Origin of the sequence: Salinicoccus cyprini, assembly GCF_007713705.1 — a bacterium.
Classification (GTDB): domain Bacteria; phylum Bacillota; class Bacilli; order Staphylococcales; family Salinicoccaceae; genus Salinicoccus; species Salinicoccus cyprini.
Genome location: NZ_VMSJ01000005.1, coordinates 101,629 through 127,417, shown reverse-complemented (window position 1 = coordinate 127,417; position 25,789 = coordinate 101,629). Strand labels below are relative to the sequence as shown.

General features: G+C 48.9%; 28 protein-coding genes. 9 read left to right on the top strand and 19 right to left on the bottom strand.

What is annotated here, in order from left to right; all coding sequences use genetic code 11:
* Window positions 1–13: 13 nt before the first annotated feature.
* From FO441_RS11085 to pta, 3 genes are all read right to left on the bottom strand, one after another.
* The gene (locus FO441_RS11085) at window positions 14–226 is read right to left on the bottom strand and encodes a hypothetical protein (RefSeq protein WP_145290059.1); all 213 of its coding nucleotides are present in this window, start codon (window positions 224–226) and stop codon (window positions 14–16) included.
* Between the two features lie 109 nt (window positions 227–335).
* Window positions 336–1,145, bottom strand: coding sequence for a lipoate--protein ligase family protein (locus tag FO441_RS11080; RefSeq protein WP_145290056.1), 810 nt, complete (start codon window positions 1,143–1,145; stop codon window positions 336–338).
* Window positions 1,138–2,124 carry a phosphate acetyltransferase gene (gene pta, locus FO441_RS11075; RefSeq protein WP_145290054.1) on the bottom strand — a complete coding sequence of 329 codons (987 nt, stop codon included), beginning with the start codon at window positions 2,122–2,124 and terminating at the stop codon, window positions 1,138–1,140. The genes FO441_RS11080 and pta overlap by 8 nt, the downstream gene beginning before the upstream one ends.
* A 135-nt stretch (window positions 2,125–2,259) precedes the next feature.
* Between pta and hemQ the strand changes: the two genes are divergently transcribed.
* Window positions 2,260–3,006 carry a hydrogen peroxide-dependent heme synthase gene (gene hemQ, locus FO441_RS11070; protein WP_145290052.1) on the top strand — a complete coding sequence of 249 codons (747 nt, stop codon included), beginning with the start codon at window positions 2,260–2,262 and terminating at the stop codon, window positions 3,004–3,006.
* Window positions 3,007–3,232: 226 nt separating this feature from the next.
* Here the strand turns inward: hemQ and FO441_RS11065 are convergent, their stop codons facing one another.
* The 6 genes from FO441_RS11065 to FO441_RS11040 form a co-directional block, all read right to left on the bottom strand.
* On the bottom strand, window positions 3,233–3,928 hold the full coding sequence (locus FO441_RS11065) for a hypothetical protein (RefSeq protein ID WP_145290049.1): 696 nt from the start codon (window positions 3,926–3,928) through the stop codon (window positions 3,233–3,235).
* Window positions 3,925–4,809 (bottom strand): ATP-binding cassette domain-containing protein, encoded by an 885-nt coding sequence (locus FO441_RS11060; protein WP_145290046.1) that lies wholly within the window; start codon window positions 4,807–4,809, stop codon window positions 3,925–3,927. Before FO441_RS11060 ends, FO441_RS11065 begins: the two co-directional genes overlap by 4 nt.
* Window positions 4,799–5,179, bottom strand: a complete 381-nt coding sequence (locus FO441_RS11055) for a GntR family transcriptional regulator (RefSeq protein ID WP_145290043.1) — start codon at window positions 5,177–5,179, stop codon at window positions 4,799–4,801. Before FO441_RS11055 ends, FO441_RS11060 begins: the two co-directional genes overlap by 11 nt.
* Window positions 5,180–5,513: 334 nt before the next feature.
* Window positions 5,514–5,879 (bottom strand): DUF423 domain-containing protein, encoded by a 366-nt coding sequence (locus FO441_RS11050; RefSeq protein ID WP_145290040.1) that lies wholly within the window; start codon window positions 5,877–5,879, stop codon window positions 5,514–5,516.
* Between the two features lie 22 nt (window positions 5,880–5,901).
* On the bottom strand, window positions 5,902–6,225 hold the full coding sequence (locus FO441_RS11045; protein WP_145290037.1) for a DUF5327 family protein: 324 nt from the start codon (window positions 6,223–6,225) through the stop codon (window positions 5,902–5,904).
* Window positions 6,222–6,875 carry a uracil-DNA glycosylase gene (locus tag FO441_RS11040; protein WP_145290033.1) on the bottom strand — a complete coding sequence of 218 codons (654 nt, stop codon included), beginning with the start codon at window positions 6,873–6,875 and terminating at the stop codon, window positions 6,222–6,224. Before FO441_RS11040 ends, FO441_RS11045 begins: the two co-directional genes overlap by 4 nt.
* Before the next feature lie 117 nt (window positions 6,876–6,992).
* On the opposite strand from FO441_RS11040, the gene thiD reads away from it, so the two are divergent.
* The 4 genes from thiD to folE2 all read left to right on the top strand — a co-directional run bounded on the left by thiD (window position 6,993) and on the right by folE2 (window position 9,821).
* The gene (gene thiD / locus FO441_RS11035; protein ID WP_145290030.1) at window positions 6,993–7,823 is read left to right on the top strand and encodes a bifunctional hydroxymethylpyrimidine kinase/phosphomethylpyrimidine kinase; all 831 of its coding nucleotides are present in this window, start codon (window positions 6,993–6,995) and stop codon (window positions 7,821–7,823) included.
* Between the two features lie 68 nt (window positions 7,824–7,891).
* The gene (locus FO441_RS11030; protein ID WP_145290027.1) at window positions 7,892–8,251 is read left to right on the top strand and encodes a DUF1806 family protein; all 360 of its coding nucleotides are present in this window, start codon (window positions 7,892–7,894) and stop codon (window positions 8,249–8,251) included.
* Window positions 8,252–8,262: 11 nt separating this feature from the next.
* On the top strand, window positions 8,263–8,931 hold the full coding sequence (gene bshB2 / locus FO441_RS11025; protein ID WP_145290024.1) for a bacillithiol biosynthesis deacetylase BshB2: 669 nt from the start codon (window positions 8,263–8,265) through the stop codon (window positions 8,929–8,931).
* A gap of 11 nt (window positions 8,932–8,942) precedes the next feature.
* Window positions 8,943–9,821, top strand: a complete 879-nt coding sequence (gene folE2 / locus FO441_RS11020) for a GTP cyclohydrolase FolE2 (RefSeq protein ID WP_145290021.1) — start codon at window positions 8,943–8,945, stop codon at window positions 9,819–9,821.
* A 77-nt stretch (window positions 9,822–9,898) separates the two neighbouring features.
* Here folE2 and FO441_RS11015 read toward each other — a convergent pair whose 3' ends face one another.
* From FO441_RS11015 to FO441_RS11000, 4 genes are all read right to left on the bottom strand, one after another.
* Window positions 9,899–10,912 (bottom strand): CNNM domain-containing protein, encoded by a 1,014-nt coding sequence (locus FO441_RS11015; protein WP_145290018.1) that lies wholly within the window; start codon window positions 10,910–10,912, stop codon window positions 9,899–9,901.
* A complete protein-coding gene (locus FO441_RS11010) occupies window positions 10,905–12,302 on the bottom strand; it encodes a hemolysin family protein (protein WP_145290015.1) in 1,398 nt (465 codons plus the stop codon). The genes FO441_RS11015 and FO441_RS11010 overlap by 8 nt, the downstream gene beginning before the upstream one ends.
* 328 nt (window positions 12,303–12,630) lie before the next feature.
* Complete coding sequence (locus FO441_RS11005) at window positions 12,631–13,590, bottom strand: DMT family transporter (protein WP_145290012.1); 960 nt, start codon at window positions 13,588–13,590, stop codon at window positions 12,631–12,633.
* Between the two features lie 162 nt (window positions 13,591–13,752).
* Window positions 13,753–14,991 carry a helix-turn-helix domain-containing protein gene (locus FO441_RS11000; RefSeq protein ID WP_145290010.1) on the bottom strand — a complete coding sequence of 413 codons (1,239 nt, stop codon included), beginning with the start codon at window positions 14,989–14,991 and terminating at the stop codon, window positions 13,753–13,755.
* 110 nt (window positions 14,992–15,101) lie between these two features.
* Here FO441_RS11000 and FO441_RS10995 point away from each other — a divergent pair, with 110 nt between their 5' ends.
* Window positions 15,102–16,469: an MFS transporter gene (locus tag FO441_RS10995; RefSeq protein ID WP_145290007.1), complete on the top strand. Its 1,368-nt coding sequence runs from the start codon at window positions 15,102–15,104 to the stop codon at window positions 16,467–16,469.
* Window positions 16,470–16,519: 50 nt separating this feature from the next.
* Here FO441_RS10995 and FO441_RS10990 read toward each other — a convergent pair whose 3' ends face one another.
* From FO441_RS10990 to FO441_RS10970, 5 genes are read right to left on the bottom strand one after another with little or no spacing between them, the layout of a single operon-like run.
* Window positions 16,520–17,419: a Cof-type HAD-IIB family hydrolase gene (locus tag FO441_RS10990; RefSeq protein ID WP_145290005.1), complete on the bottom strand. Its 900-nt coding sequence runs from the start codon at window positions 17,417–17,419 to the stop codon at window positions 16,520–16,522.
* Window positions 17,420–17,469: 50 nt separating this feature from the next.
* Complete coding sequence (gene tadA, locus FO441_RS10985) at window positions 17,470–17,940, bottom strand: tRNA adenosine(34) deaminase TadA (protein ID WP_145290320.1); 471 nt, start codon at window positions 17,938–17,940, stop codon at window positions 17,470–17,472.
* Window positions 17,933–18,649: an HAD family hydrolase gene (locus FO441_RS10980; protein WP_145290002.1), complete on the bottom strand. Its 717-nt coding sequence runs from the start codon at window positions 18,647–18,649 to the stop codon at window positions 17,933–17,935. The genes tadA and FO441_RS10980 overlap by 8 nt, the downstream gene beginning before the upstream one ends.
* Before the next feature lie 45 nt (window positions 18,650–18,694).
* On the bottom strand, window positions 18,695–19,639 hold the full coding sequence (locus FO441_RS10975) for an L-threonine 3-dehydrogenase (protein ID WP_145289999.1): 945 nt from the start codon (window positions 19,637–19,639) through the stop codon (window positions 18,695–18,697).
* Window positions 19,640–19,655: 16 nt separating this feature from the next.
* Entirely contained in the window at window positions 19,656–20,846 is a 1,191-nt protein-coding gene (locus FO441_RS10970) for a glycine C-acetyltransferase (RefSeq protein ID WP_145289996.1), read from the bottom strand.
* A gap of 136 nt (window positions 20,847–20,982) precedes the next feature.
* Between FO441_RS10970 and FO441_RS10965 the strand changes: the two genes are divergently transcribed.
* The 3 genes from FO441_RS10965 to FO441_RS10955 are packed head-to-tail and all read left to right on the top strand — an operon-like array spanning window position 20,983 to window position 24,502.
* Window positions 20,983–22,164, top strand: coding sequence for an amidohydrolase (locus FO441_RS10965; RefSeq protein WP_145289993.1), 1,182 nt, complete (start codon window positions 20,983–20,985; stop codon window positions 22,162–22,164).
* A complete protein-coding gene (locus FO441_RS10960) occupies window positions 22,146–23,336 on the top strand; it encodes an amidohydrolase (protein WP_145289990.1) in 1,191 nt (396 codons plus the stop codon). The genes FO441_RS10965 and FO441_RS10960 overlap by 19 nt, the downstream gene beginning before the upstream one ends.
* Window positions 23,333–24,502: a M20 metallopeptidase family protein gene (locus FO441_RS10955; protein ID WP_145289987.1), complete on the top strand. Its 1,170-nt coding sequence runs from the start codon at window positions 23,333–23,335 to the stop codon at window positions 24,500–24,502. Before FO441_RS10960 ends, FO441_RS10955 begins: the two co-directional genes overlap by 4 nt.
* Before the next feature lie 84 nt (window positions 24,503–24,586).
* On the opposite strand, the gene tuf is transcribed toward FO441_RS10955, so the two are convergent.
* Complete coding sequence (gene tuf / locus FO441_RS10950; RefSeq protein WP_145289984.1) at window positions 24,587–25,774, bottom strand: elongation factor Tu; 1,188 nt, start codon at window positions 25,772–25,774, stop codon at window positions 24,587–24,589.
* Window positions 25,775–25,789 lie beyond the last annotated feature (15 nt).

Below are 25,789 nucleotides of genomic sequence, written 5' to 3'. Positions count from 1 at the left end.
GATTCAGGATATGTCAGTCGTCCTCTTCGTTATCGAGCGGCTCCTTCTCGTCCTTCTGCTTCTGGACATCATCTTTTCTTTCAGCTTCCTCTTTATTTGCCTGCTCAGGCGGGCTGTCCGGCGGCACATCTTCCTTCACTTCACCTTCCGGTCCCTTGTTCTTTTTATTTTTGAGCTGCTGCTCGTCTTCTTCAGTCGTCATTCTTCTATTCTTTTCATCGGCCATCAAGATCCACTCCTTTTTTAGAATATATTCCACTTCCATAAAAGGATTAAACGCCTATTTGCATATATTAAAGACCACCCTCGGCGGGTGGTCTCGATACATTCCATTTTCATCTGTCGGGATGGATGTCCCTGTTGCGTGTTTTCATCCGCTCAAGATGGTACGCATACCGCTGCCGGATACTGTCATCCATCTCCGGCAGGGGTTCGATGGAACCGGACTGCCGGATGATATCGAGCATCCGTTCAAGCACCGACTCGACCGTATGGTCCGCTTCAAGCAGCTCATTCAGTGACGCCATATCATCAGGTTGTATATCCGGGTAGGAAAACTTGGTCTCTGACTGCTTTCTGCTCGCGTGATAAAATTTACGCATGATTTCTGCACGTGCCGCACCGCTGCCGGTGACACAGAGGTAGATCTGCACCGCCACGCCCTGCCGGATTCTGCGCTGGGAGATGCCGGCAAACTTGCGGCCGTTGATGCTGAGGTCATAGCTGCCCGGACAGTAGCTGTGCACAATCTCGCCTTCGTCGATATCTGCATCAGGGAATGTCCCCCGTACAAGTTCAAGCATCAGATCATATCCATCATCAATCTGCGCGGCTTCCGCCTTCGGCAGGATGAGTGAAATATTCAGTACACCATGATCCAATACCACAGCGAGTCCCCCGCTGTTTCTGACAATATAGTCGAATCCAGCCTTTTCAAGCTCGGCGAGCCCATCCTTCAGAAAAGGCAGCCTTGCATCATGGAGTCCCAGGATGACGAACGGATGATGCACCCAGGCTCTGAATTTCGGGATGCCATCATCCGTCACCATCTCCTGCAGCGTATCATCCATGGCAAACGACATATAAGGATGAGGCGTGGTCTCAATCGGAATATAATGCCAGTGCTCGGAAAAAAGCTTATGCATTATCCAATGTCAGTGCCTGGGTCGCAGTGAACAGTGCGAGTGTGAACACTTCGTCTTTCGAGCATCCACGGGAGAGGTCGTTGACCGGCTTGTTCAAACCTTGCAGGATTGGTCCATAGGCTTCGAATCCACCCAGTCGCTGGGCGATCTTGTAGCCGATATTGCCTGCTTCAAGGGAAGGGAATACAAATACGTTGGCCTGCCCCTTCAGTTCGGAATCCGGTGCCTTCTTCTCTGCCACACTCGGTACAAATGCCGCATCAAACTGAAGTTCCCCGTCGATCGGTACTTCAGGCAGCTTCTCTTTCGCATACTGGGTCGCAAGCTTCACCTTTTCCGTCTCTTCGGTCTTCGCAGAGCCTCTTGTGGAGAAGCTGAGCAGCGCAACACGCGGGTCCATCTCGAAACTTCTTGCCGTCTTGGCAGTTTCGACCGCAACTTCAGCCAGTTCTTCAGCGTTCAGTTCCGGGTTTATTGCGCAGTCTCCCATGACGTACAGTTCATCTTCACGCAGCATGAAGAATACACCGCTTGTGCGTGTGACGCCAGGTTTCGTCTTGATGATCTGAAGTGCCGGCCGGACTGTATCCGGTGTCGAGTGCACAGCACCTGATACAAGACCTTTCGCACGTCCCGTATGCACGAGCATCGTACCGAAATAATTGACGTCCTTCAGGATTTCCTGTGCCTGCTCTGCAGTCACCTTGCCTTTACGGCGCTTGACGAATTCGTCCACCAGCATCTCCATATCTTCATAATCGACCGGATTGATGGTTTCGAGCGCGCTGATATCCAGCTGCTCTTTATCAGCCAGTGCTTCAAGCTCTGATGCGTTGCCAAGAATGATCGGTTTGACGTAGGATGTTTCAGCAAGTTCCACAGCGGCCCCGAGAACCCGCGGGTCGTTGCCTTCCGGAAATACGATTTCGATGTTTTTACCTTCCAGGTTCGTTTTGAGATTTTCGATGAATTGACTCATAATACCCTCCTTGGTTAGCCTTTACATACGCTATATTATACTCTTTCTGTCACATTATTTCATCCCCATGTGCTTTTAAAACGTTTTCTTATCGAGTAGAATGAAAGCAGATATCAAAAAAGGAGAGATACACTAATGAATGAAGCTGCGCAAACACTTGATGGCTGGTACAGTCTTCACCTTCTCTACAATGTGGACTGGACATCCCTCCGCCTGCTTGAAGAAGAAGAGATGAACACACTTGTTTCAGAATTGAAAGGCTTCATCGAACGCCAGGAAGAAGTGCACAAGAAAAATGAAGGCAGCTATGCCTTCTATAACATCACCGGCCAGAAGGCTGATCTGATCCTCTGGATGCTGCGTCCGACAATCGATGAACTCAATACACTGGAACTGGAATTCAACAAGCTCGCAATCAGCGACTTCCTCATTCCATCCTATTCATATGTTTCCATCGTCGAACTCAGCAACTATCTTGCCAAGGAATCCGACGAAGACCCATACCAGAATGAATATGTCAGAAAGCGCCTCTATCCGGAAGTGCCGAAATCCCGCTACATCTGCTTCTATCCAATGGACAAGCGCCGCCAGGGAGATGACAACTGGTATATGCTCGATATGGAGAAACGCCGTGAACTCATGCGTTCCCACGGCATGATCGGCCGCGGCTATGCTGGCAAGGTCAAGCAGTTCATCACCGGTTCCGTCGGCCTCGACGAATACGAATGGGGTGTGACACTCTTCTCTGATGACATGCTGCAGTTCAAGAAACTGATCTATGAGATGAGATTTGATGAAGTATCCGCCCGCTACGGCGACTTTGGGGACTTCTTCGTCGGCGTCCACCTGCCGGTCGAAAATATTTCCGCCTTCTTCAGATAAGGTTCAGGTTTTAATATTCACCTGATTGGTTATATATAAAATGAATGCACTTATCGAAAGAGTTGGGAGGAATCACGATGGGAAGAATACTACGCAAACTTATCCCTTTGGCACTGCCATTCATCATCAAAAAGTTCAAAAACCGTAAAAAAGGCGGAAGCAGCAAGTAGAATGCTCATGCCTTGAAATAGAAGACCCCCTCGGGATGAGGGGGTCTCTTTTCGTGCTATTTGACTTTGACCGGCACTGAACGGACAAGCGACTGCAGAATCGCAATCGTGAAGAAGATCAGGAACAGGCTGAAGATGATTGTCATGAACAGGTTGCCTGAAGCATACTGTGTCACGTCCATGTCGAATACCGTCCCTCTTGTCTGCCACATCCACAGAGAATCGATGGCGACCAGGATACATAGGCTCAGCACAATGGATATCATGCCGCCAAGGAAGCCGCGGTAGAATCCGATGCTGATGATGAAGCCACCGAGGAAGAACGTGAAAGTCGTCAGCAGATGTCCAATTACATGGGCCACTGGACTGCTTTCAAGCGGCCCCATGACGAGGCCGGTGCCAAACCATGGCATCAGACCCATGATGACTGAAATGATACCCGTAATGACGGCGAGCGCGATGGTGATGATGCCGCCCGTCAGAAGCATTGATCTCAGGAAAGTCCGTCTCGTCAGTCCGAGGCTGATCGATAGTTCAAGGAACATGAACACACTCAGAATTCCGGATACAAGCATGAAGATTTCATTTGCTGAGAGCGACATGGCGTAGAATGACATCCCGTCTATTTCGGGATCACTCAGGAATATCGATACGAGAATATAGATGATCACCATGATCGGCAAGTACCAAAGCGTCCATTTGAAAATCTGGCTCGAGAAATCCATTGTTGCCAGCTTCACTTTATTATTCATTGCATACTCTCCTTCTCTTCAGTCATTCTTATGAAAAGCTCCTGCAATTTCAAAGGTGAAATGTTGAGATAGCTTGACCTTGCTTTTGCCTGCTGCGCTTCATCCATGCGGCCGAGCACCATGTCGGAGCGGGTCGGCCCGAGATTCTGTCTGGCCAGCACATCCATGTTGTGAGTGAATTCAGCGACTTTCTCTTCCGGTCCCGTAACCCTGAAGCCCCGTTCGAGGAACAGATCGAGCGGTTCCTGAACCAGCACCCTACCGTGATGGATGATGATGACTTCATCAAAAAGGTACTCCATCTCGGAAACAATGTGCGTCGAGAGGATCATGGTTCTCGGGTGACGTTCATTCGCCTCCAGCACTTTCTGGTAGAAGTATTCCCGTGAAGGCGCGTCCATGCCGTTCGTCACTTCGTCGAAAATAGTGATTGCAGAATTCGACGCCAGGCCGATGATGGCATTCACCGCCGCCTGCTGTCCTTTTGACATGCGATTGATCGGTTTGTCATAGGTGATGCCGAATCCTTGAAAGAGGGTTTTTGCATAATCAAGATCGAAGTTGTCCTTGTACCGTTTTGTCAGCTTGCACAGGTCCATCGGCGTCCGGTACTCCTCCGAGTAGTCCACCTCATAGAGAAAATCCACCTGCGGCATCAGTGCTTCATTTTCATACGGATCCTGTCCATCAATTGTAATCGATCCACGCGTCGGTTTTCTGAATGAAGCAATCAGTGAAAGCAGCGTGGTCTTGCCGGCGCCATTGCGTCCGAGCAGTCCATAGACCTTACCTTGCTCCATCTTCAGCGTAATATCTTCGAGCACATTATCCTTCTTTATATCGAGAGACGCATTCTTGATTTCCAATACACTATTCGTCATTCATATTCCCCTCCATCTCCTGAATCAATCCTTCAATCTCCTGTCTTGTAAATCCTAATTTCGCCGCCTCCTGCATCATCGGTTCCAGGTATTCACTGACAAAACTGTCCTTCCGGTCACCAAGCAGTACACTTCTCGCTTCCGGTTCAACAAACATGCCCACACCACGCTTTTTGTATATGATGCCTTCCTCCACTAGCTGATTCACACCTTTCGCAACCGTCAGATGATTCACTTTGTAGAACTGGACGATTTCATTCGTCGAAGGAATCCGGTCGTGTGGTCTGAGCGTGCCGTCGATAATCTGGTCACTGACCCAATCCTTGATCTGCTCAAAGATCGGTTTCTTATCGTTAAGCATTCCCGACATACGCATCCTCCTCAACTGGTTATATAGTTACGTATATAACTATATACCAACAAGTGGAAAATGTAAACACTTTTGTTTGGGTGGAGAGAGGAAGAGGATGGCGGGCGGAGCGCTGATTGTCATTCGTGGAGGCGACGAACGTTAATTGGAGCGTTAACTGTCATTCGTGGAGGCGACGAACGTTAATTGGAGCGTTAGCTCGCCATCGTACGGGCTACGATGGTGAATTAGACCCCTAACTCGCCATCGTAAAGCCCACCACGGTGAATTAACCCCCGTCCCAACACTCATTTTCCCAAAAGAAAAACCCCGCCGAAGCGGGGTTCAATAAAAATTATAATTTGATCATGCCGATGATCAGGCATATCCAGCCGGCGAGGAAAAGGACGCCGCCGATTGGGGTGATTGCGCCAAGGATGGAGATGCCACTGATGGCGAGAATGTAGAGCGAGCCGCTGAAAAAGATGATGCCGAGCAGCATCAACCAGCCGGCAGCGCCAAGCAGCGGTGCACCCGTCACCTGTACGAGAATACCGACGACAAGCAAGCCTAGAGCATGGTACATCTGATAGGAGACAGCTTTTTCCCATACGCTCATATAGTGTTCGCTGATCTTGCCTTCAAGGCCGTGGGCACCGAAGGCACCAAGCGCCACTGAAATGAGCGCGTTGACCGCTCCGAGTATGATGAAAGTTTTCATTTATTTTCTCCTTTGGATCATTCTAGAAATCGAACAGCGACTCGCCGTTGCCGAAACCGTCATCTGTCCTGAGTGTCTCTTTAGTCAGCGGTTCCTGTGCCCCGCGGTTCTGTACAGGCCGGCCGCCCATCTGTTCGAGCATCATCCGGTCCTGTTCCGACAATGACTGCCCGGCAGACGTCCCAGCCGCGGGCGCAGATGCCGCCGGAATGTCACCTGCACTCGACTTCAGCAGTCCGAGCAGGCGTTCCATCGCATACAGATGCTTTTCGAATTCATGCGGCTGGCTGGCCACTTCCATCCTATGAAGTTCCTGCTTCAGTTCCGCAATGATTTCACGCTTCATTCGTGTTCACTCCAGTCGACCGGTCTTCTGCCATGGGCCTCCAGATATTCATTGGTGCGGCTGAAGGGCTTCGTTCCGAAGAACCCTCTGTAGGCAGACAGCGGACTCGGATGGGTGGACTTGATGACGCAGTGCTTCGATGTATCGATCAACTTCTCCTTCTTCTGGGCCGGTTTCCCCCACAGAATGAAGACGACATGCTCGAGGTTGTCGGAGACGTGTCTGATGATACCGTCCGTAAACGGCTCCCAACCGAGACCGCGGTGGGAATTCGCATCATGGGCGTCCACTGTCAGCACCGTGTTGAGCAAAAGGACACCTTCCTTCGCCCAGTCTCTCAGACTGCCTCCCGTCCTGACGATGCCGAGGTCATCTTCCAGCTCCTTGTACATGTTCCTCAAGGATGGCGGCACTTTGACACCTTCATTGACTGAAAATGCAAGGCCGTGCGACTGCCCTTCGCCATGATACGGATCCTGTCCGAGTATGACTACCCTTACGTTTTCAAATGAGGTCAGCTCGAAAGCGGTATATATCTGTTCACGTGGCGGGAATACCTTCCCATTGCTGTACTTTTCTTCAAGTGTCGATTCCAGTTCCGTAAAGTCATTTTCTTCTTTGATTGATTGAAAAACTTCTTTCCATTCCATAGAATTCTCACCTCTGTCTAAAGTTTGATTATATCATCTAAACAAGCATGTCTCTAGAAATATACCCCTGATTATAGTAAAATATAATATTATCAACGATATTGGAGGAATAGACTCATGGCACTTAAAAAGACACTCACAATAGCGGGTTCTGATACAAGCGGCGGCGCAGGAATTGCTGCAGACCTGAAGACATTCCAGGAGCATGAAACGTACGGCATGACCGCACTGACTACGATTGTGACGATGGACCCTGAAACATGGTCCCACGGTGTCAATCCGATTCCTTTGGATGTATTTGACGCCCAGATCGAGACGGCACTTTCCATTTCACCGGACGCCATCAAGACCGGCATGCTGCCTTCTGAAGAAGTCATCGAACGCAGCAAGCACGCATACCAGAACAGTGATGCGAAGCACTTTGTTGTAGATCCTGTCATGGTATGCAAAGGCGATGATGAAGTATTGAACCCTGGGCTCGTCGACGCGATGGTCGAGCATCTGCTCCCGCATGCAACAGTCGTTACACCAAACCTTTTCGAAGCAGGACAGCTTGCTGGCTATAAGACACCGAAAACGCTGGATGCAGCCAAGAAATGTGCTGAAGTCATCCACCAGAAAGGTGCACAGCATGTCATCATCAAAGGCGGTTCCGAAATTGAAGGCGACAAGGCTGTTGATGTCTACTATGATGGCAAAGCCTTCCACCTGCTTTCAAGTGATAAAATAGACGCATCCTACAACCACGGCGCCGGCTGTACGTTCGCAGCAGCAATCACAGCGAACCTTGCCAATGGCCAGGAGCCGCTCGAAGCGATCCGGAACGCCAAGGCATTCGTCACTTCAGCAATCAAGAACGGCTGGAAAATGAACGACCACGTCGGTGTCGTCCGGCACGGTGCATTCAATTCTGTAGAGCAGATCGAAGTTACGGACGAACAAATATAGTCGGTTTTTTAAAAGAGATAGTACGACTATCTCTTTTATCTATGCTATTTTAAGGAGCGCTCATATCAATGGAGAAAATCAATCATGAACAGGTTCAGGAGCTGCTTAACAGCTATCAGAACAAGCAGGTATACGTCCATGTGGAAGTCACAAGCGGCATGTATGCCAGCCACATGGATGAACAAGTATTCAACGCGGGCATGTTCCTGAGGAATGTCCCGGTCACATATACGCAAGGTGCTGTCAAAGGCGGCATCAACGGCGAATTCCGCGTCGGTCTGAAGCTTGATAACGGTGGCTGGATCTACGTTCTCGGACTGACGCATTTTGAAGTCAATGAGAACGATGAGTTCATCATGCACGGATTCAACTACGATGGAAAATTGGCCACTGCACTCGAAATTTCTACAAAAGAGTTCTTTAAATAGGAGGAGCAGCTATGGAAAAAGAAAGGCAAGTACTCGTCATCTTCCCCCACCCGGACGATGAAGCTTTTGGAGTAAGTGGGACAATGAGCCGCTATGTCGATATGGGTGTACCTGTCACATACGCCTGCCTGACTTTCGGCGATATGGGAAGAAACCTCGGCTATCCTCCATTCGCAACAAGGGAATCACTGCACAGCATACGCAAAAAAGAAGTCGAGGAAAGTGCGCGACTGATCGGTCTCGATGACCTCAGACTGCTCGGCTATCGCGACAAGACACTCGAATTCGAGGCACCCGGGCATCTCAAAGGTGTCGTGAAAGACATGATAGACGAGCTCAACCCGAGCAGGATCATCACCTTCTATCCCGGCTATTCCGTCCATCCGGACCACGAAGCCACAGCAGAAGCAGTTGTTGCAGCCGTATCCGAAATGCCGGCAGCCGACCGTCCGAAGCTGCAGCTCGTCGCCTTCAGCAATAATACACTTGAAGACCTTGGCGAGCCGGATATCATTGTCGATATCGAAGGCTATGAAGAACGCAAGGAGAAGATCATGGCGGCCCACGAATCACAGACAGGCCCACTGCTCAGAACGCTTGCAGGCAACACCCAGGAAAGTGAAGCCGTCCGCCAGATGTGGATGAAAAATGAATCATTCTACAGTTATGATATAGATTAAGGAGTAGAAACATGGAAGAATTGGATCTTACTACTAGAGAGGGGCGTTTCAGGCACTTCGGCTCCGTCGACCCGATTGAAGGTATGAAACCGGTCGAGAAGGAAATGATGGTGGATCTGCAGAGCTCAAAGAAAGACTTTCTTTTTGAAGTCGACTCTGTAGGCATCAACAACCTGAGCTATCCGGTCGTCATCGGCGATTTCCAGTCCGTTGGTACTTTCGAGCTTGCAACCAGCCTGAGAAAGAACGAAAAAGGCATCAATATGAGCCGCATACTGGAATCTCTGGAAACAGAGAATAACGCAGGCGTACCGCTTGAATTCGAAACACTCCAAAGAGTTCTAGAAATACTGCGTGCCCGCATGCACCAGGAAGAAGCGGAAATGACGGCAGATGGCAAATGGTACTTCTCAAAACCGAGCCCACACACTCAGCTTTCCGGCATGGCCCATGCCGATGTAAAATATTCGATGAGGATCTCAGAGTCAGGCGTCGAGCGCAAGCAGCTCGGCATGACCGCGATGGTCACAACACTGTGTCCATGCTCCAAGGAGATCAGCGAATACAGCGCCCACAACCAGCGCGGTTATGTTAAAGTGTTGCTCGACATCGACCCTGAAGCAGAACTGCCTGAAGACCATAAGGAGCAGCTGTATGAAGTATTGGAGATCAACGCCTCCTCCCAGCTCTACCCGATCCTGAAGCGTACGGATGAAAAGATGGTCACAGAACGCGCGTATGAAAATCCGCGTTTTGTAGAGGACCTCATCCGTCTGATTGCCTATGATCTCGTAGAACTCGACTGGGTCAAAGGCTTTGAACTCGAATGCCGCAATGAAGAAAGCATCCACCAGCATGATGCCTTCAGCAGAATGTCATACCAGAAATAACGCAATCACATGAAGAAACGAGGCAACGATGCTTATCGCATCGTTGCCTCGTTTTTTTAGCCCTATTCATTCCATTGCTATTCTCTTATAAGTGGCAGCATGTTGTCGAGCGCATCATTGATGGTGATGACTCCAATGAAGTCGGCACCGTCCATGACTACTGCCAGCTGCTCACTCGACTGGCGCATGCGTGTGAGTGCTTCATAGACGAGAGTACCTGCATCCAGTACAAAGGACGGACGTGCTATATTTTTAACAGGACGCTCTTTCGGCTCCAGTAGAGTATCACGGACATGTATCACTTGCGGGGCCTCTCCGTCATCTCCCATTATAAGAATTCTTTTGTGCCCTGAAAGCTCTGTAGCCTTATGGACATCTCCGACTGTAGCATCGGATGCCACTGTCGTCGGCTTTTCTTTTTTTGAGACAAGCGCCTCTACTTTCAGTGTTTCCAGATCGAGTGCACCTGAAATAGGATTGCGTATGGAGGAATCAAGTGCACCGACATTTGCTGAATGTTCTACGAGGTGCCGTATTGTTGCAGCATCCTGTCCACCTACTGCGGCGGATTCGACGGGTTCAACCCCTGAAGCTTTTACAAGCCTATTCGCGATGCTATTGATCCATAACAGCAACGGCCGGAAAATCCAGATGAAACCGCGTGCGGGCAGACCGATCAGCATTGCCGACCTTTCTGGATGCGCGATGGCCCATGATTTAGGTGCCATTTCTCCAACAACAAGGTGCAGGAATGTGACAATCAATAAGGAGAGGAGAAAAGAAGCACCATCTGCCAGCCAGTAAGGGAATCCTACTTCTGCAAAAACTGGAGAAAGCCACGAATCTACTGCCGGTTTGGTAACCGCACCAAGAGCAAACGTGCATGCTGTAATGCCCAGTTGTGCACCTGCCAGCATGACCGTAAGCTCATTTACGGATTTCAACGCAGCACGGGCACTCCGGCTTGTCTCTGCAGACTCCTCCAACCTGTGCCTACGGGCGCCAAGCAGTGCAAATTCGATGATGACAAAAAATGCACTCAACACTATAAGTCCTGCTGTTACAACAAGAACAATCCATGGATTAGTCATTACGGTGCCTCCTCGACTGCTCGTTTGCCAGCGTTTCATCATCATGAGATGCATGAAGCTTAAGAGAGACCGAAGTCGGTACATATCGATCAACTTCCATTACCTCCGCCTCCAGATAGCGACGTATCGGATCGTCATGAATAAAATCGCCTGGATCTATCGGCAAATCGATGTTTACGCGCTCGCCGGCATCCGGGAACGTTCCGAAATGGGAAATAAGCATACCAGATACAGTTTCGTAGTCGCCTCGTGGAAGCTGATAGCCAATTTCCCGCTCAGCTTCGTCAATATGGATATCTCCACTCATCTGCCAAATATCCTCTCCTCCGGATTCGACAGTAGAAGCAATTTCTTCATCATGTTCATCTGTAATTTCACCTACTATTTCTTCTGCCAGATCTTCCAAAGTGAGTATACCTGTAAAACCACCATACTCATCGATGACACAAGCCAGATTATTCCTGCTGTCGATCATATTTGACCGTGCCTCCGGCAAGGACATAAGAGTGGGAATGATAAGAGGTGGCTGCATGATCTGTGTCACTGGTGCGTCATCAGAAGTTGCGGACAGTACATCTACAAGGTGTACGATACCTATAGGCTCATCCTCATCGTTGATGACAGGATAGCGTGTATGCGCTTTGGCCATCAATGCTTTCACTTGCCCGATTGTAGCATTCTTTTCAACCGTATCTGCACGTGAACGCGGAATCATTGCGTGCTCGACATCCTGCTGTGGAAAATCGAGGATACGGTCCAGAATGACGGAAAGCTCTTCCGGAAGGTCGCCACTTTCCCTGGAATCCGCCACAATGTGCTCCAGATCGCGGGCTGTCGCACTACTATCGACATCATGGACAGGTTCAATCTTCAAAAGCCGCAATAATCCATTGGCCGCCATATCGAAAACCTTGATCAACCATCCAAAAATGGCAAGATAAATATTCGTCGAGCGGGCAAGGTTTCTTGCCAGCGGCTCCGGATTTGCGATGGCGAGGTTTTTTGGATACAATTCACCAAAAATCATCTGCACAATGGTGGACAATACCAATGCAATCACAGTACCTACTGAAATACTTACAGCAGCAGGTACTCCAACACCGCCGAGCAGGACACCCAGGCTTCTGCCGACCAGAGGTTCTGCGACATAGCCAATGAGCAGTCCGGTCACAGTGATGCCGAGCTGTGCACCAGAAAGCATGAAAGACGTACGCTTTGTCACGGATAGTGCAACTTTTGCTGCTTTATCCCCTTGATCCGCCAAGGCGCCGAGCCTTGAGCGGTCGACAGACATATAGGCAAATTCCTGAGCGACAAAATAACCGTTCGCTGCGATTATCGCAAGAATTACCACTATACCAAGCAGAAAAGTCAGTACGGCCGTCAGCATCAGCCACTCACCACCCTACTGAAGTCAGCAGAACATTTGAAACATTCTACCTCAAATGCGGGTGAAGTGCCATCTTCTGATGAATTTTCACCAGTCCCATCGAATGCTGAGCATACCAATACCTGTGGTATCGCAACAATCATAGATATCATTGATCTCCTCCATTTTGCATAGTTTGCTCTCTAGTATACCCTGGATTATGTTGATAGAAACAAAAAACTAATCCATTCTCTTTTTCACCATACCATCACTTTCCTCCGCAAAAATACTGCTTATGAAAGCTATAGTAAAAACCTTCATGGCTCATTATGAAAGTGTTCCTTACCGATCAGCCATGGTGGACTTCCACATTCATTCTAGCCAACTTCCTGGTTGAAATGGCGGAATGCAGACTATGGAGAATCATGCCGAAAATGATAAGTATCATACCGAAAATGGTCAAAGAGGACGGTAACGCTGTATGCAGCAGAAGCATTTCGCCAAGGAGGGCAAACAACACTTCACCTGATTGAGTCGCTTCAACGCCAGCCAACTTCGAAGGGCTGTCCTTTACAAGTTCTGTTGCATAGAAAAATAGTACAGTGGCGATGACGCCTGAACTTACAGCAACGATGAATGACTGGGATACCTGTCCAGAACTCGGCAGGCCGTGAACAACCGTTCCATAAACCGCCAGGATGATCCAGAGCGGCATGCTGGCTATGGTCATGCCAAGTACACGCTGAATGGTTGATAGACTGCCTCCAACCAGGTGCATCATTTTCCTGTTACCAAGTGGATAGGCAAAAGCAGCCACTATCAACGGCAGAACGCATAGCAGAACATTTTGCAGTGGCACGGTGGATGCATGTTCCAACTGCATGATGAAAACACCAAAAAGGATGATAAGAGAAATCAATATGCTCGCCAAAGGTATCCGTCTGCTCATGCTGCTGTTCTGATTCAGCAGAGGCACAAGTAGGGAACCAGCTATGATCGTCATCTGGAAAGTTGCTGCCACGAGCCAGCCTGGACCATACACTGTAGCAAATGCAATGGGGGTATAGAAAAATCCAAAACCGACAGTACTCCAGACAATCCAACCGAAAAGATTTTCCCGAAGATGTCTGAGTACCGGAAGAAGCTTCCCTTGCAGGAATACGATCAGCACGAGTATCGGCAGCATGAAGAAATAACGCAGAGAAGCACTCCACGCCCAATGACCCCCCGACAATTCCATCGACCGGTTCAGAATGAAAGTTACGGAAAAAAATAAAGCACTTAGAAGACCTAATAGAATTGCTTTCATATTAACCTCCTGCTGTTTAATTCCTAAAATAAACGAAGTACAGTAATTGTATTCTAAATTTTCAATAAAGTATACAGGCTAAATTAAATTGTGGGCTACTGCGTTGCGCTCCAGCAAAACCTTTCATTTTCATACAAAAAATGCTCCCATAAAGGGAGGCATTTATCTTTCAAATATGATGTCACGGATCATGTAGAACTCAGTAGTGAAAATGGAATCCTTGATGTCCTCGATGGTCGCTTCGATTGTATTGAAAGCTTTACGTGCTTTCTCTTTTTCATTCATGTAATAGAGGCTCAGCGGATAGACACATGAGCGGATCGCCATCAGAATGCGGTCGATAGGGTGCTGGGCAGTCGTCCGGATGTACATATCGTCGTGGTACATTTGAACGACTTTCTCGTAATTGCCCTCGAAATAGGCGTGCTCCAATGCGAAAATCGGTCCGTAGAAAGGCATTCCCACCATCTTGCCCTGATCCTTTTCATACACCTTCTGAATCCTGTTTATATACTCCTCATACAGCTCGGCCTGTTTTTCCCTATCCTCCACCAGCACATAAAATTTCGGTACAGGATTATCCTCATCTATAATTTCAATCTCGTATTTTTCCTGCCTGTTGAACTTAAGGTATCGCTTTATATTCTCGCAGCACATCTCATACTTGCCCTGTTCACCAATCAGTGCATAGTAGTAGCCGAGTATGACATTTTCAGAGAAAAAGTATTTGAAGTTCTCATGTTCATAGGACAGTTCAATCGACTGGTTCAGAATATCTTCGAACGTCTCCATATCGACAGACAAAGCGAATATCCCTTTTACATAATAGTAATCCAGTTCTATCCGGGAATCATACTCCTTGAAGGACACGATCTCTTCTTCGGATTCGACAAGCCGATTGAATGCCTCAGCGTAGTCCTGGCTGTACATGAGTGATATGGCATCATTCAATTTATCCCTGACCACCAGATGCTCCATGCCCATGGTTCTGTAGAAGCTGCTGATCTTCTCGGAATAGCTGTCGGCCTGGCTGTGTTCTCCTTTATATCGGTAATAGATGCGTATTACATGATAGAGCTCCATCCCTTTTACATTCTGAGATACTTTATCCAGATTCGGCAGGACCTCCTGCTCCACGTGTTCAAAAGGGAAAGAATATGAACTATTGAAATCTTCACTATCAAGAACCCACCTCGTCCATGCCTCATCCCCCTCCTGGGTCAGGTAGCCGATCGAAACATCGAGTTTCTTTGCGATATGGTTCAATGTTTCCATGGAAGGCTTCGATTTATCATTTTCAATCAGACTCAGCATGCCTTTGGTAATCTGCTCGCCGGCAAGGTCGACCAGGGTCATTTTCCGTTCTTTACGCAGTTGTCTGATGCGTGCTCCAAGACTCATATTTTCATCTCCATAATATTATATGTTTAATTATATTAAACTTTTATTTGACAAGCAAGGTTTTCCGCCATATAATAAGTTTAATTAAATTAAACAAATGGGGTGGAGTAATGATTTTCAATCAGCAGTTGCCTTTACAGGAACGAATCAACTTTGTCGTGTATGCACTGAGCCGCTTCATTCTGAGTGTCGGAAAATATGTATATCTTTTCGCTGTCAGCTACTTCATCATGTACGAGACCGGATCTGCATTCTATTTTTCCATCAATATGGCCATCAGCATTATCGTCACATTGATTCTGCTGCCCTTCTCAGGTGTATTGAGTGATCTTGGCAATAAAAGAAAAATTGTCATCTCGGGTGAGATCTTGAACTCACTGGTGATTATGGGTCTGTTCCTCTATACTGTCATCTACGATATCAACCTGATTGCCATCTATATCGTGACGTTCCTGACATCCATGATTGAACCCTTCGTCTCGAATGCCTTCCAGACTGCCATAACGGAACTGTTTCATAAGGATCGGATTCAGCAGGTGATGGGCTACACTTCAGCCATCCTGTCATCAACCGTCATCCTCGGTCCGATACTCGGAGGCGTGCTGTTCGGCCTCCTGTCCTTCTCGCAAATCATCCTGATCTTCCTTATTGCATTCGCACTCTCTGCGCTGCTCGACTTCTTCCTGAAGTTCGATCTCTACTATCAGGAGAAGGATTATGAAGAAAACCATACTGAAGGTGCCAGCTTTGAAACGTTCAAGCACGACGTCAGCCAAGGTTTCATTTTCATCGCCAGAAATAAAGTGTTCCAGTCTCTTCTGATCATTGCCGCACTGGTCAACTTCATGTCCGGTGTTATAACGATCTTTCCTGAAAAGATGATGATCTATGAATTGGCCTTCCAGCCGGAAACGGTGGGCATCGTCAATGCCATCGCCGGTATCGGTGTTCTGATCGGCGGGGTGACGGTCGCCAGAATAAAAAACCTCAAGAGTCCATTCCGACTGATGAAAAGAGGGCTTTTCGTCTTTGCCGGTCTGGTTGCCCTCTATCTACTCCCGCTCCATCTCGAAGTGGATATTGCCACACTTGTCGTACTGCTCGGATTGATCGGTACCAGCGTGGCCATGACACTCCAGTTCGTTAATATACCAATCAACCTTTTTGTACAGCTCGTCACACCGCAGCATATCAAAGGCAGGGTGTTTTCCACCATGAACCTGTGCTCGATGAGCATCATGCCGGTCGGGGCAATATTCTACGGCTATCTATATGACTTTGAACTCTACTGGGTCATCAATGTTGTCAGTGCCATCCTGATCATCGCAATCGTGTTCACCATCTTCAATGAGAAACTCATAGCAAGATCCAAAGACATGTATGATGCAGCCAAGACTGAAAATGAAGCGCCGGATGAAACAGTACCTGAGACGTCTGATGTATTATTGGATGGCAAAGCCGATCCGCAAAGCATATAGGCATGCAAAAAGCCCATTTCCTATTTCAGGAAATGGGCTTGCATGTTTATCTAGGCTTCTGTATCGCGTGCTCCTGCTTTTTCCTTATCCATTTCTTCAAGCGCCTCTTCAATCGCAATGGCGACGCCATCTTCGATGTTCGTTGCTGTAACCTTGTCGGCTATGCCTTTGACTTCTGAAGCAGCGTTGCCCATGGCAACGGATATGCCGGCGCGTTTGAGCATGGAGATGTCGTTCAGGTTGTCGCCGACTGCCATGACGTCTTTCATATCGATACCCATGATCTCTGCAACGTTGGCAAGTGCAATCCCCTTTTGTGCATTGACGTGTGTCAGCTCTATATTGTGTGGTGCAGATGCGGATACGGCGAGGTTGCCAATCTCATACAGACTGTTCTTTGCCCGTACAAGTTTCGGTTTGCTGGATGAAGCGGCCAGCAGTTTCAGAACATTTTCATCTTCCCGTTCAAAGATCGACTTATAATCATCCGTTTCGATCAACGTACCGCGTTCGAGCCTTTCTTCCATGAACCGGCGGATCTTGTCTTCTTCCGGCTTCTGGCCCATCTGGGTGGAAAGGTCCTTGAATATTTCTATATCCTGTTCGATGCTCGCTGTGTAGATGGCACGGTCTGTATAGACCTGATAGAAGATATCTTCAGCTCTGAACACATCTGCAGCCTGTTCGATCAGCTCGGCATTCAATGCGTTGGTTGTCATGACTTCGCTTGATTCATTGCGGACCTCTGCACCATTCAGACAGATATACGGCAATTTCATATCCAATTTATTGATGATGCCATGTGCTTCGTAGAAAGCACGTCCTGTAGCGACAACAACCTGTACCCCACGTTCCATCGCTTTGCTGATTGCAGCCTTGTTCCGGGGACTGATTTCATGGCCCGGGGTGAGCAGGGTCCCATCCATATCTAATGCGATTAATTTGACCATAAGCGCTCCAAAACTCCCTTATTGTTTTTAACTTCATTTTATCAGAAAATTTAATCAATCGGTTGATTTTTCCGTTTTTCCCTCAAAGCTTTGAAAAAAGACTTCAGCATCCCGCTGCATTCCGCTTCCAGCACACCACTGGTGACGATGGCCCGATGATTGAAGCGGGGTTCATCAAGCAAGCGCATCAGACTGTCCACAGTACCGCCTTTCGGGTCTTTTGCACCGTAGACGACGTGAGGAATCCGGCTCATCACGATGGCACCGGAACACATGACACATGGTTCGAGCGTGACATAGAGTGTACAGTTTTCAAGCCGCCACGATCCAAGGACTTCACTCGCCTTATTGATGGCGATGACTTCCGCATGGGTCAGCGGGTTCTGTGATGTTTCCCTCAGATTGTGGCTGCTTGCGATGACCTTGCCTTCATGGACCACTACTGCCCCGATCGGCACTTCACCGATGGCCTCTGCCTTCCGGGCTTCAGCCAGCGCCAGCTTCATATACGCTTCATGCATGATCCGCACCATCTTCCTCCAGAATGAAACGTCCGTCATCAATGACATCCGTTACACTCTGGAGGATCATATCCGCGCCTTCGAGATCCTCCCTGCGGCACGTGCCGCTCAGTACACCAATCGTCCGCAGTCCTTCTTCATAACCGAGCATCGTATCCGCCCGGTTGTCCCCGATCATCACCATCTCGTCCAATGAATGGCCGGTCTTTCTGCACAATGGCTCCAGAATCCGGATATCCGGTTTGTGGAAAGGGGAATCGTCGCCTGCAACCACTTCATGCACCACACTCTCCAAAGAGAACTTGCGGATGAAATATTCCGTACTCAGCCGGCTGTCACTCGTAACGATGATATTCTTATAGCCGTCTGCTGCAAGCTGGCGCAGCACATCTGCTGCACCGTCTATCAGTTCCATGCTGTCGCGCAGCGCATCAAGGTTCTCCTCATAGAAGTCCTTCATCCACTTGCCACCGCCTGTCTGATAGCGCTCGAATTGATCCTGGATGATATCTCCTGTACCGCTCGCAAGAACGGAATTCGGCGCAATCTGCCCATTGATCAGTCCGAGCCTGTGAGCGAGTTCATCTTTTATATCATGACAGTCGAACGCTTCTGCAAAGGCTTCGATGGACCGCTTGGCATAAGGTGTCCACACTTTATGGTAGTCCATCAGTGTACCATCTTTGTCAAATAGTATTACACGCGTCATTTTGCCGCCTCCGATTAGAAAAAATAAGAAGGCAATCCTGCCTTCCTACTTCTTATTTCGTATCGCTTCCAGCATGGTTTCCGTCATTTTTTCCAAAGTATACTTCGGCTGGAATCCCCACTGGCGCTTTGCTTCGCTTGCATCAATCGCATTCGGCCAGCTCGCTGCGATGCCCTGGCGCACAGGATCGACATCATAGTCGAGCGTAAAGCCTGGTATGTGTTTTCTGATCTCATTGGCAACCATTTCCGGATTGATGCTCATGGCTGTGACATTGAACGCATTGCGGTCGACAAGCTGATCTGGATCTGCTTCCATCAGCTTGATGATGGCGTCGATGGCGTCGTCCATGTACATCATATCCATATTGGTGCTCTTGTCGATGAACGATGTATAAGCGCCATTTCTGACAGCTTCAAAATATATTTCGACAGCGTAGTCTGTCGTTCCACCACCGGGCTCCTTGACGTGAGAGATCAGCCCCGGGAAGCGGACACTTCTGGTATCGACACCAAATTTTTCAAAATAGTAGTCACACAACAGTTCTCCGGCAACTTTGTTCACCCCGTACATCGTGGTTGGACGCTGGATTGTGACCTGTGGCGTATTCTCTTTCGGGGTGGAAGGGCCGAAAGCACCGATCGAGCTCGGTGTGAAGAACTTGAGATCATATTCGCGCGCTGTCTCCAGTGCATTCATCAGACCAACCATATTGATGTCCCATGCGAACTGCGGATTCTTTTCCGCCGTTGCACTGAGCAGTGCCGCCATGTGAAGCATTGTATCCGGTCTGAACTCGGACACAATCCCCTTCATCCGCTCCATATCCCGGACATCCAGAATTTCGAATGGCAGACCTTTCAGATTGTCATCTTCAGGTGCCTTTATATCTGTAGGAAGCACATTGCCTTCCCCATACTTTTCCCTCAGTTTCAAAGTGAGCTCTGTGCCGATCTGGCCGAGCGCACCTGTAATTAGAATTCGTTCCATTGCTGTACTCCTTAGATTATGAGATTACATCCAGTTCCTTGCCGACTTTTTCATATACTTCAAGTGCCCGATCGAGCATTTCCTTCGTATGCGCAGCTGTCGGCATATTTCTCACTCGGCCGGTACCTTTAGGAACTGTCGGGAAGACGATGGACTTGGCATATACGCCTTCCTGCATCAGACGTTTTGAAAATTCCTGTGTCGTCTTTTCATCGCCGATGATGCAAGGTGTAATCGGCGTTTCGGAATTGCCGATCTCAAATCCGAGCTTCTTCAATCCGTCTTTCAGGTAGTTGCCATTCTCCCATAGCTTATCATGCAGCTCTGTGGATGCCATGAGCATGCGTACCGCTTCGGTGATTGCCCGTGTATCCCCTGGTGTCAGGGAAGTGGAGAACAGGAATGGGCGTGCTGCCACTTTCAGATAATCGATGAGATCCTTTGATCCTGCAATATAGCCGCCGACAACACCGATGGCTTTCGAGAGTGTACCCATCTGGATATCAATATCCTTCTCGAGGCCGAAGTGCTTCACTGTACCTGCGCCTTTGCCCATGACGCCGGAACCGTGTGCGTCATCCACATAGGTGATGAGGTCGAACTCCTTGGCGATATCGACGATTTCAGGCAGCATGGCCACATCGCCATCCATTGAAAATACACCGTCGGTGATGTACATGACCTTCCTGTACTGGCCGGATTCGACCGCTTCTTTCGCCTTCTGTCTTAAATCAGCCATATCGGAGTGGTTGACGCGGATGATCTTTGCGCGTGACAGCTTGCACCCGTCGATGATCGAAGCGTGGTTCAGTTCGTCGGACAGAATTGCATCCTCCTTGCCCATGACAGCCTGAATGGCCGCCATGTTGCAGTTGAACCCGGACTGGAATGCGACTGCCGCTTCTGTCCCCTTAAATCGAGCGAGCGTCTCCTCCAGTTCCACGTGCAGATCGAGTGTGCCGTTGATTGTACGTACAGCTCCTGCACCGACACCGTGGGAATCGATTGCCTCTTTAGCCACCTGCTTCAATGTCTCATTCGTCGCGAGGCCGAGATAGTTGTTGGAAGACAGGTTGACCAGTCTTTCCCCTTCAATCGTGATTTCCGGACCGTTCGCACCTTCCACCACATTTATCTCATTATAGAGTCCATTTTCTTTCAATTCCTGCAGATTCGATGCAAGATACTCATCCAAAATTCTAGACATTACCAATCTCCTCCTCTTTCTTTTATCATATCATAAGTGCAACCGGTCATAGAATTGAAAACATGCGTTTTAATATGTTTCGAAAAGTACGAAAATTTGATAAAATTGTGTAATATAATTTATGGAGGCGAAATACATGACAATAGATGATATCGTGAAAACCGTCATGCCCGACATGGTCGAGCACAGGCGGTATATGCATATGCACCCTGAAGTTTCATTTCATGAAAAGGAAACCTATACATACATATTGGAGTGTCTCGCGCGCTATCCGGATGTGACTGTAAGAGAAGGTGTCGGCGGCGGAGGGCTGCTGGCGACAATCGGCAGCATGGCCCATCCACATGTTGCCATACGCGCTGATTTCGATGCACTGCCCATACAGGATGAAAAGGATGTACCCTACAGATCGACAGTCGATGGTGTCATGCACGCGTGTGGACATGATGCCCATACGAGCACACTGCTCGGACTGCTCGACCTGGTTCATAAAAATAAAGACCATCTTAAAGGCAGCATCTCATTCATTTTCCAGTTTGCAGAAGAAGTCCAGCCGGGAGGCGCCATCTCCATGGTTGAAGACGGCGTGCTTGAAGGCATCGATAAAGTGTACGGACAGCACTACTGGAGCCAGTACCCGACGCACCAGATCAAAACGAAGACGGGCCCCGTCATTTCAAGCCCGGATATGTTCAAAATAAAAATCCAGGGCACAGGCGGACATGCTGCACACCCGCAGAATGCCGTCGACCCGATTGTCATTGCAGCGGAGCTCATCACCAATCTGCAGACTGTCGTATCGAGACAGGTCTCTCCCCTTGATAATGCTGTTGTCACCGTCGGCAAAGTCAGCTCCGGAGATGCCTTCAACGTCATCCCCGATACAGCTGAAATCATCGGTACGGTACGGACATTCGATTTCAAGGTCAAGGAGAAGATCCGGGATATCTTCCACAAGGAAGCCACGCTCACTGCAGAAAAACGTGGTGCGACAGCTGAAGTGCAGTATGATTTCGGCTACCCGGCGGTCATCAACCATGAATCGGAAGCAGACATCATCCGTCAGGCTGCCGGAGAGATCGGTCTTGATTTTGAAGAAGCGAAGCCGCTGATGATCGGCGAAGACTTCTCCTACTACATCAATGAACGTCCAGGCGCCTTCTTCTTTACCGGCTCCGGAAATGCCGGGAAGCTGAGCGATTATGTCCACCATCATCCAAGATTCGATATGGATGAAGACGCCATGGCAAGCGGTCTGGCCATGTTTATGAAAATACTCGAGATCGAGCAGGTGATTGAATGGAAACATCAGTCGTAGAACAGCTGTCACGCACCCACTACAACGAAATGGTTCGACTGCGCCGGCATTTCCATATGTACCCTGAACTGTCCTTTCAGGAAGTCCAGACGCCTGCATACATTGCCGAATATTTGAGAGAACTCGGGCTGGAAGTCCAGGAAGGGGTTGGTGGCCGCGGTGTTGTCGGCCGCCTGACGATCGATTCTGCGCTGCCTACAGTGGCCCTTCGTGCCGATTTTGATGCACTGCCGATCCAGGATCAGAAGGACGTTCCATACAAGTCCACCGTCCCCGGTGTCATGCATGCCTGTGGACACGATGCCCATACTGCCGTCCTGCTGACAGTGGCGCGCATCCTGACAGAGAATAAAGACCAGCTCCAGGGCAACGTCGTCTTCATTCACCAGCACGCCGAAGAAGTCGATCCGGGCGGTGCCATACAGATGATTGCTGATGGCTGCCTTGAGGATGTCGACGCCATTTTCGGCCAGCATATTTCAAGCAATCTTGATGTCGGTACCATCGGCTATAAATACGGCACCGCAACAGGCATGCCGGATGACTTCACCATCAAGATACGCGGACGGGGCGGTCACGCATCAAAACCCCATGCGACCATCGACCCGGTAGCTGCTGCCATCTCATTCTGCAATCAGCTTCAGTATATCGTCACGCGCAAATCGAAACCGATGGAGCCTGTGGTTCTGTCCATTACGATGTTCAACGGTGGACACCAGCATAACATCATCCCGGATGAAGTCGAAGTCGGTGGCACCATCCGTACATTCAATGCCGAAACCCAGAATGTCATGATCAGCGAACTGCAGAAATGCCTCGAAGGCCTGGTGACAACAACGGGCATCTCCTATGACCTTGATTATATGAAAGGCTATCCACCGGTAGTGAACGATACAGACAAGACCGATCTTGTTCTGGCAGCAGCACAGGAAATCAGCACTGTAGATGAAGTACGCGAAATGGCACCGGATCTTGGTGGAGAAGATTTCTCCTACTATCTGCAGCGTGTGCCCGGCACTTTCTACTACACCGGTACAAGAAACTCAAGTTTCAAAGCGGATTATCCGCATCACCACGCCAAGTTCGATATTGACGAAAAAGGACTCACCAATGCAGTATCCGTCATGGTAAAGTCCGTATTCAATTATTTCGAGAAGGAGAATGGACAATGATGGATCTGACCCATGAAATAGAACAGCATTACGAGGATATGGTGAATATGCGCAGACATATGCACATGCACCCCGAAGTGTCATTCAAAGAGGAAAATACGAAGCAGTATATATACGATCAGATTAAAGACCTCGGTTTTGAAGTCAGGCGAGACGTCGGCGGCAATGGTATCACTGCCCGTCTTCAGGTTGATGACAGTTTCAAGACGATCGGCCTGCGCGCGGATTTTGATGCACTGCCGATCCAGGACGAAAAGGATGTTCCCTATAAATCCACAGTGGCGGGTGTAATGCACGCATGCGGACACGATGCCCATACTGCCATGCTGATTACAGCAGCGCGCATACTGGCGGCGCATAAGGATGAACTGCCGGTCAATGTCGTCTTCATCCACCAGCATGCTGAAGAACTGCTTCCGGGCGGTGCAAAATCCATGGTTGAGGACGGCGCACTGGATGGTGTCGACTACGTCTTCGGCACCCATCTATCGAGCCAGTTCCCTGTAGGGACACTGGCATATACGTATGACCACGCGTGGGCAAGCCCTGACGCCTTTTCAATCGAAGTGGAAGGACGCGGCGGCCATGGCGCCGAACCGCATGAAGCCGTCGATCCGATTGTTGCTGCCGCCTCACTCATCCAGCAGCTGCAGAGCATCGTATCCAGAACAATCGATCCGCTGAAATCCGCAGTTGTGACTGTCGCTACATTCAATGGGGGCTCTTCATTCAACGTCATCCCAAGTACGACTGTCGTCAGTGGTACCGTCAGGACGTTTGAAAAGGAGGTCAGAGAGAGTGTCCAAAAACGTATGGAAGGCATCGCAAATGGCATTGAATCGAGCTTCGGCGTCAACTGTACCCTGGACTACACAGAGGGCTATCCTGCACTGGTCAATGATAATGAACAGCTGAACCATGTACTTGATGTTCTTGAAGATGCTGATTATGTCGAGAAGTGTGAGGAGAACGTACCCTCCATGGGCGGCGAGGACTTTTCCTACTTTCTGCAGGATACACCAGGTGCCTACTTCTACACTGGTGCCAGGAACAGTAGTATAGGTGCTGACTATCCACACCACCATCCAATGTTCGATATCGATGAACAAGGAATGAAGGCCGGCGTGGAATCACTCGTTAAAATCGTCCTCGGATTCCGGAATTAAAAATAAGGCTGTTCTCATAAAGAGAGCAGCCTTATTTATGTACAAAAAAGGAGCCCGAAGGCTCCTTTTTCAATAATCAGCAGATTACTTAGTGATTTCAGTTACAACGCCTGATCCAACAGTACGTCCACCTTCACGGATGGAGAAACGTGTACCGTCTTCGATAGCGATTGGAGAAATCAGTTCAACTGACATTTCAACGTTGTCGCCAGGCATAACCATTTCAGTACCTTCTGGAAGGTTTACTACGCCAGTTACGTCCGTAGTACGGAAGTAGAACTGTGGGCGGTAGTTACCGAAGAAAGGAGTGTGACGTCCACCTTCGTCTTTTGAAAGTACATAAACTTCTGCTTTAAACTGTGTGTGTGGAGTGATGGATCCAGGCGCAGCAAGTACTTGTCCACGCTGGATGTCTTCACGTGCTACACCACGGAGAAGTGCACCGATGTTGTCGCCAGCTTCTGCATAGTCAAGAAGCTTACGGAACATTTCAACACCTGTAACAGTTGTTTTGCTGTTTTCTTCAGCAAGACCGATGATTTCAACTTCGTCACCGACTTTGATCTGTCCACGGTCAACACGACCAGTAGCAACTGTACCACGACCAGTGATTGAGAATACATCCTCAACCGGCATCATGAATGGCTTGTCGGAATCACGCTCTGGAGTTGGGATATAAGTGTCCACAGCTTCCATGAGTTCCATGATTTTATCTTCGTATGCTTCGTCGCCTTCAAGTGCTTTGAGTGCAGAACCAGCGATTACAGGGATGTCGTCGCCAGGGAAGTCATACTCGGAAAGAAGTTCGCGAACTTCCATTTCAACGAGTTCAAGAAGCTCTTCGTCGTCAACCATGTCAACTTTGTTGAGGAATACAACAAGTGCAGGTACGCCAACGTTTTTAGAGAGCAGGATGTGCTCACGTGTTTGTGGCATTGGGCCGTCTGCTGCAGAAACAACGAGGATACCGCCGTCCATTTGAGCAGCACCAGTGATCATGTTTTTAACATAGTCAGCGTGTCCTGGGCAGTCAACGTGCGCATAGTGACGCTTTTCAGTTTCATACTCGATGTGGGAAGTATTGATTGTGATTCCACGTTCTTTTTCCTCTGGAGCGTTGTCGATCATGTCGTAGCTTTGAGCTTCGCCAGATCCTCTTTTAGAAAGAACAGTTGCGATAGCAGCTGTCAGAGTAGTTTTACCGTGGTCGACGTGACCGATTGTACCAATATTGGCATGCGTTTTGGAACGGTCGAATTTTTCTTTTGCCATTTCGTATACCTCTCC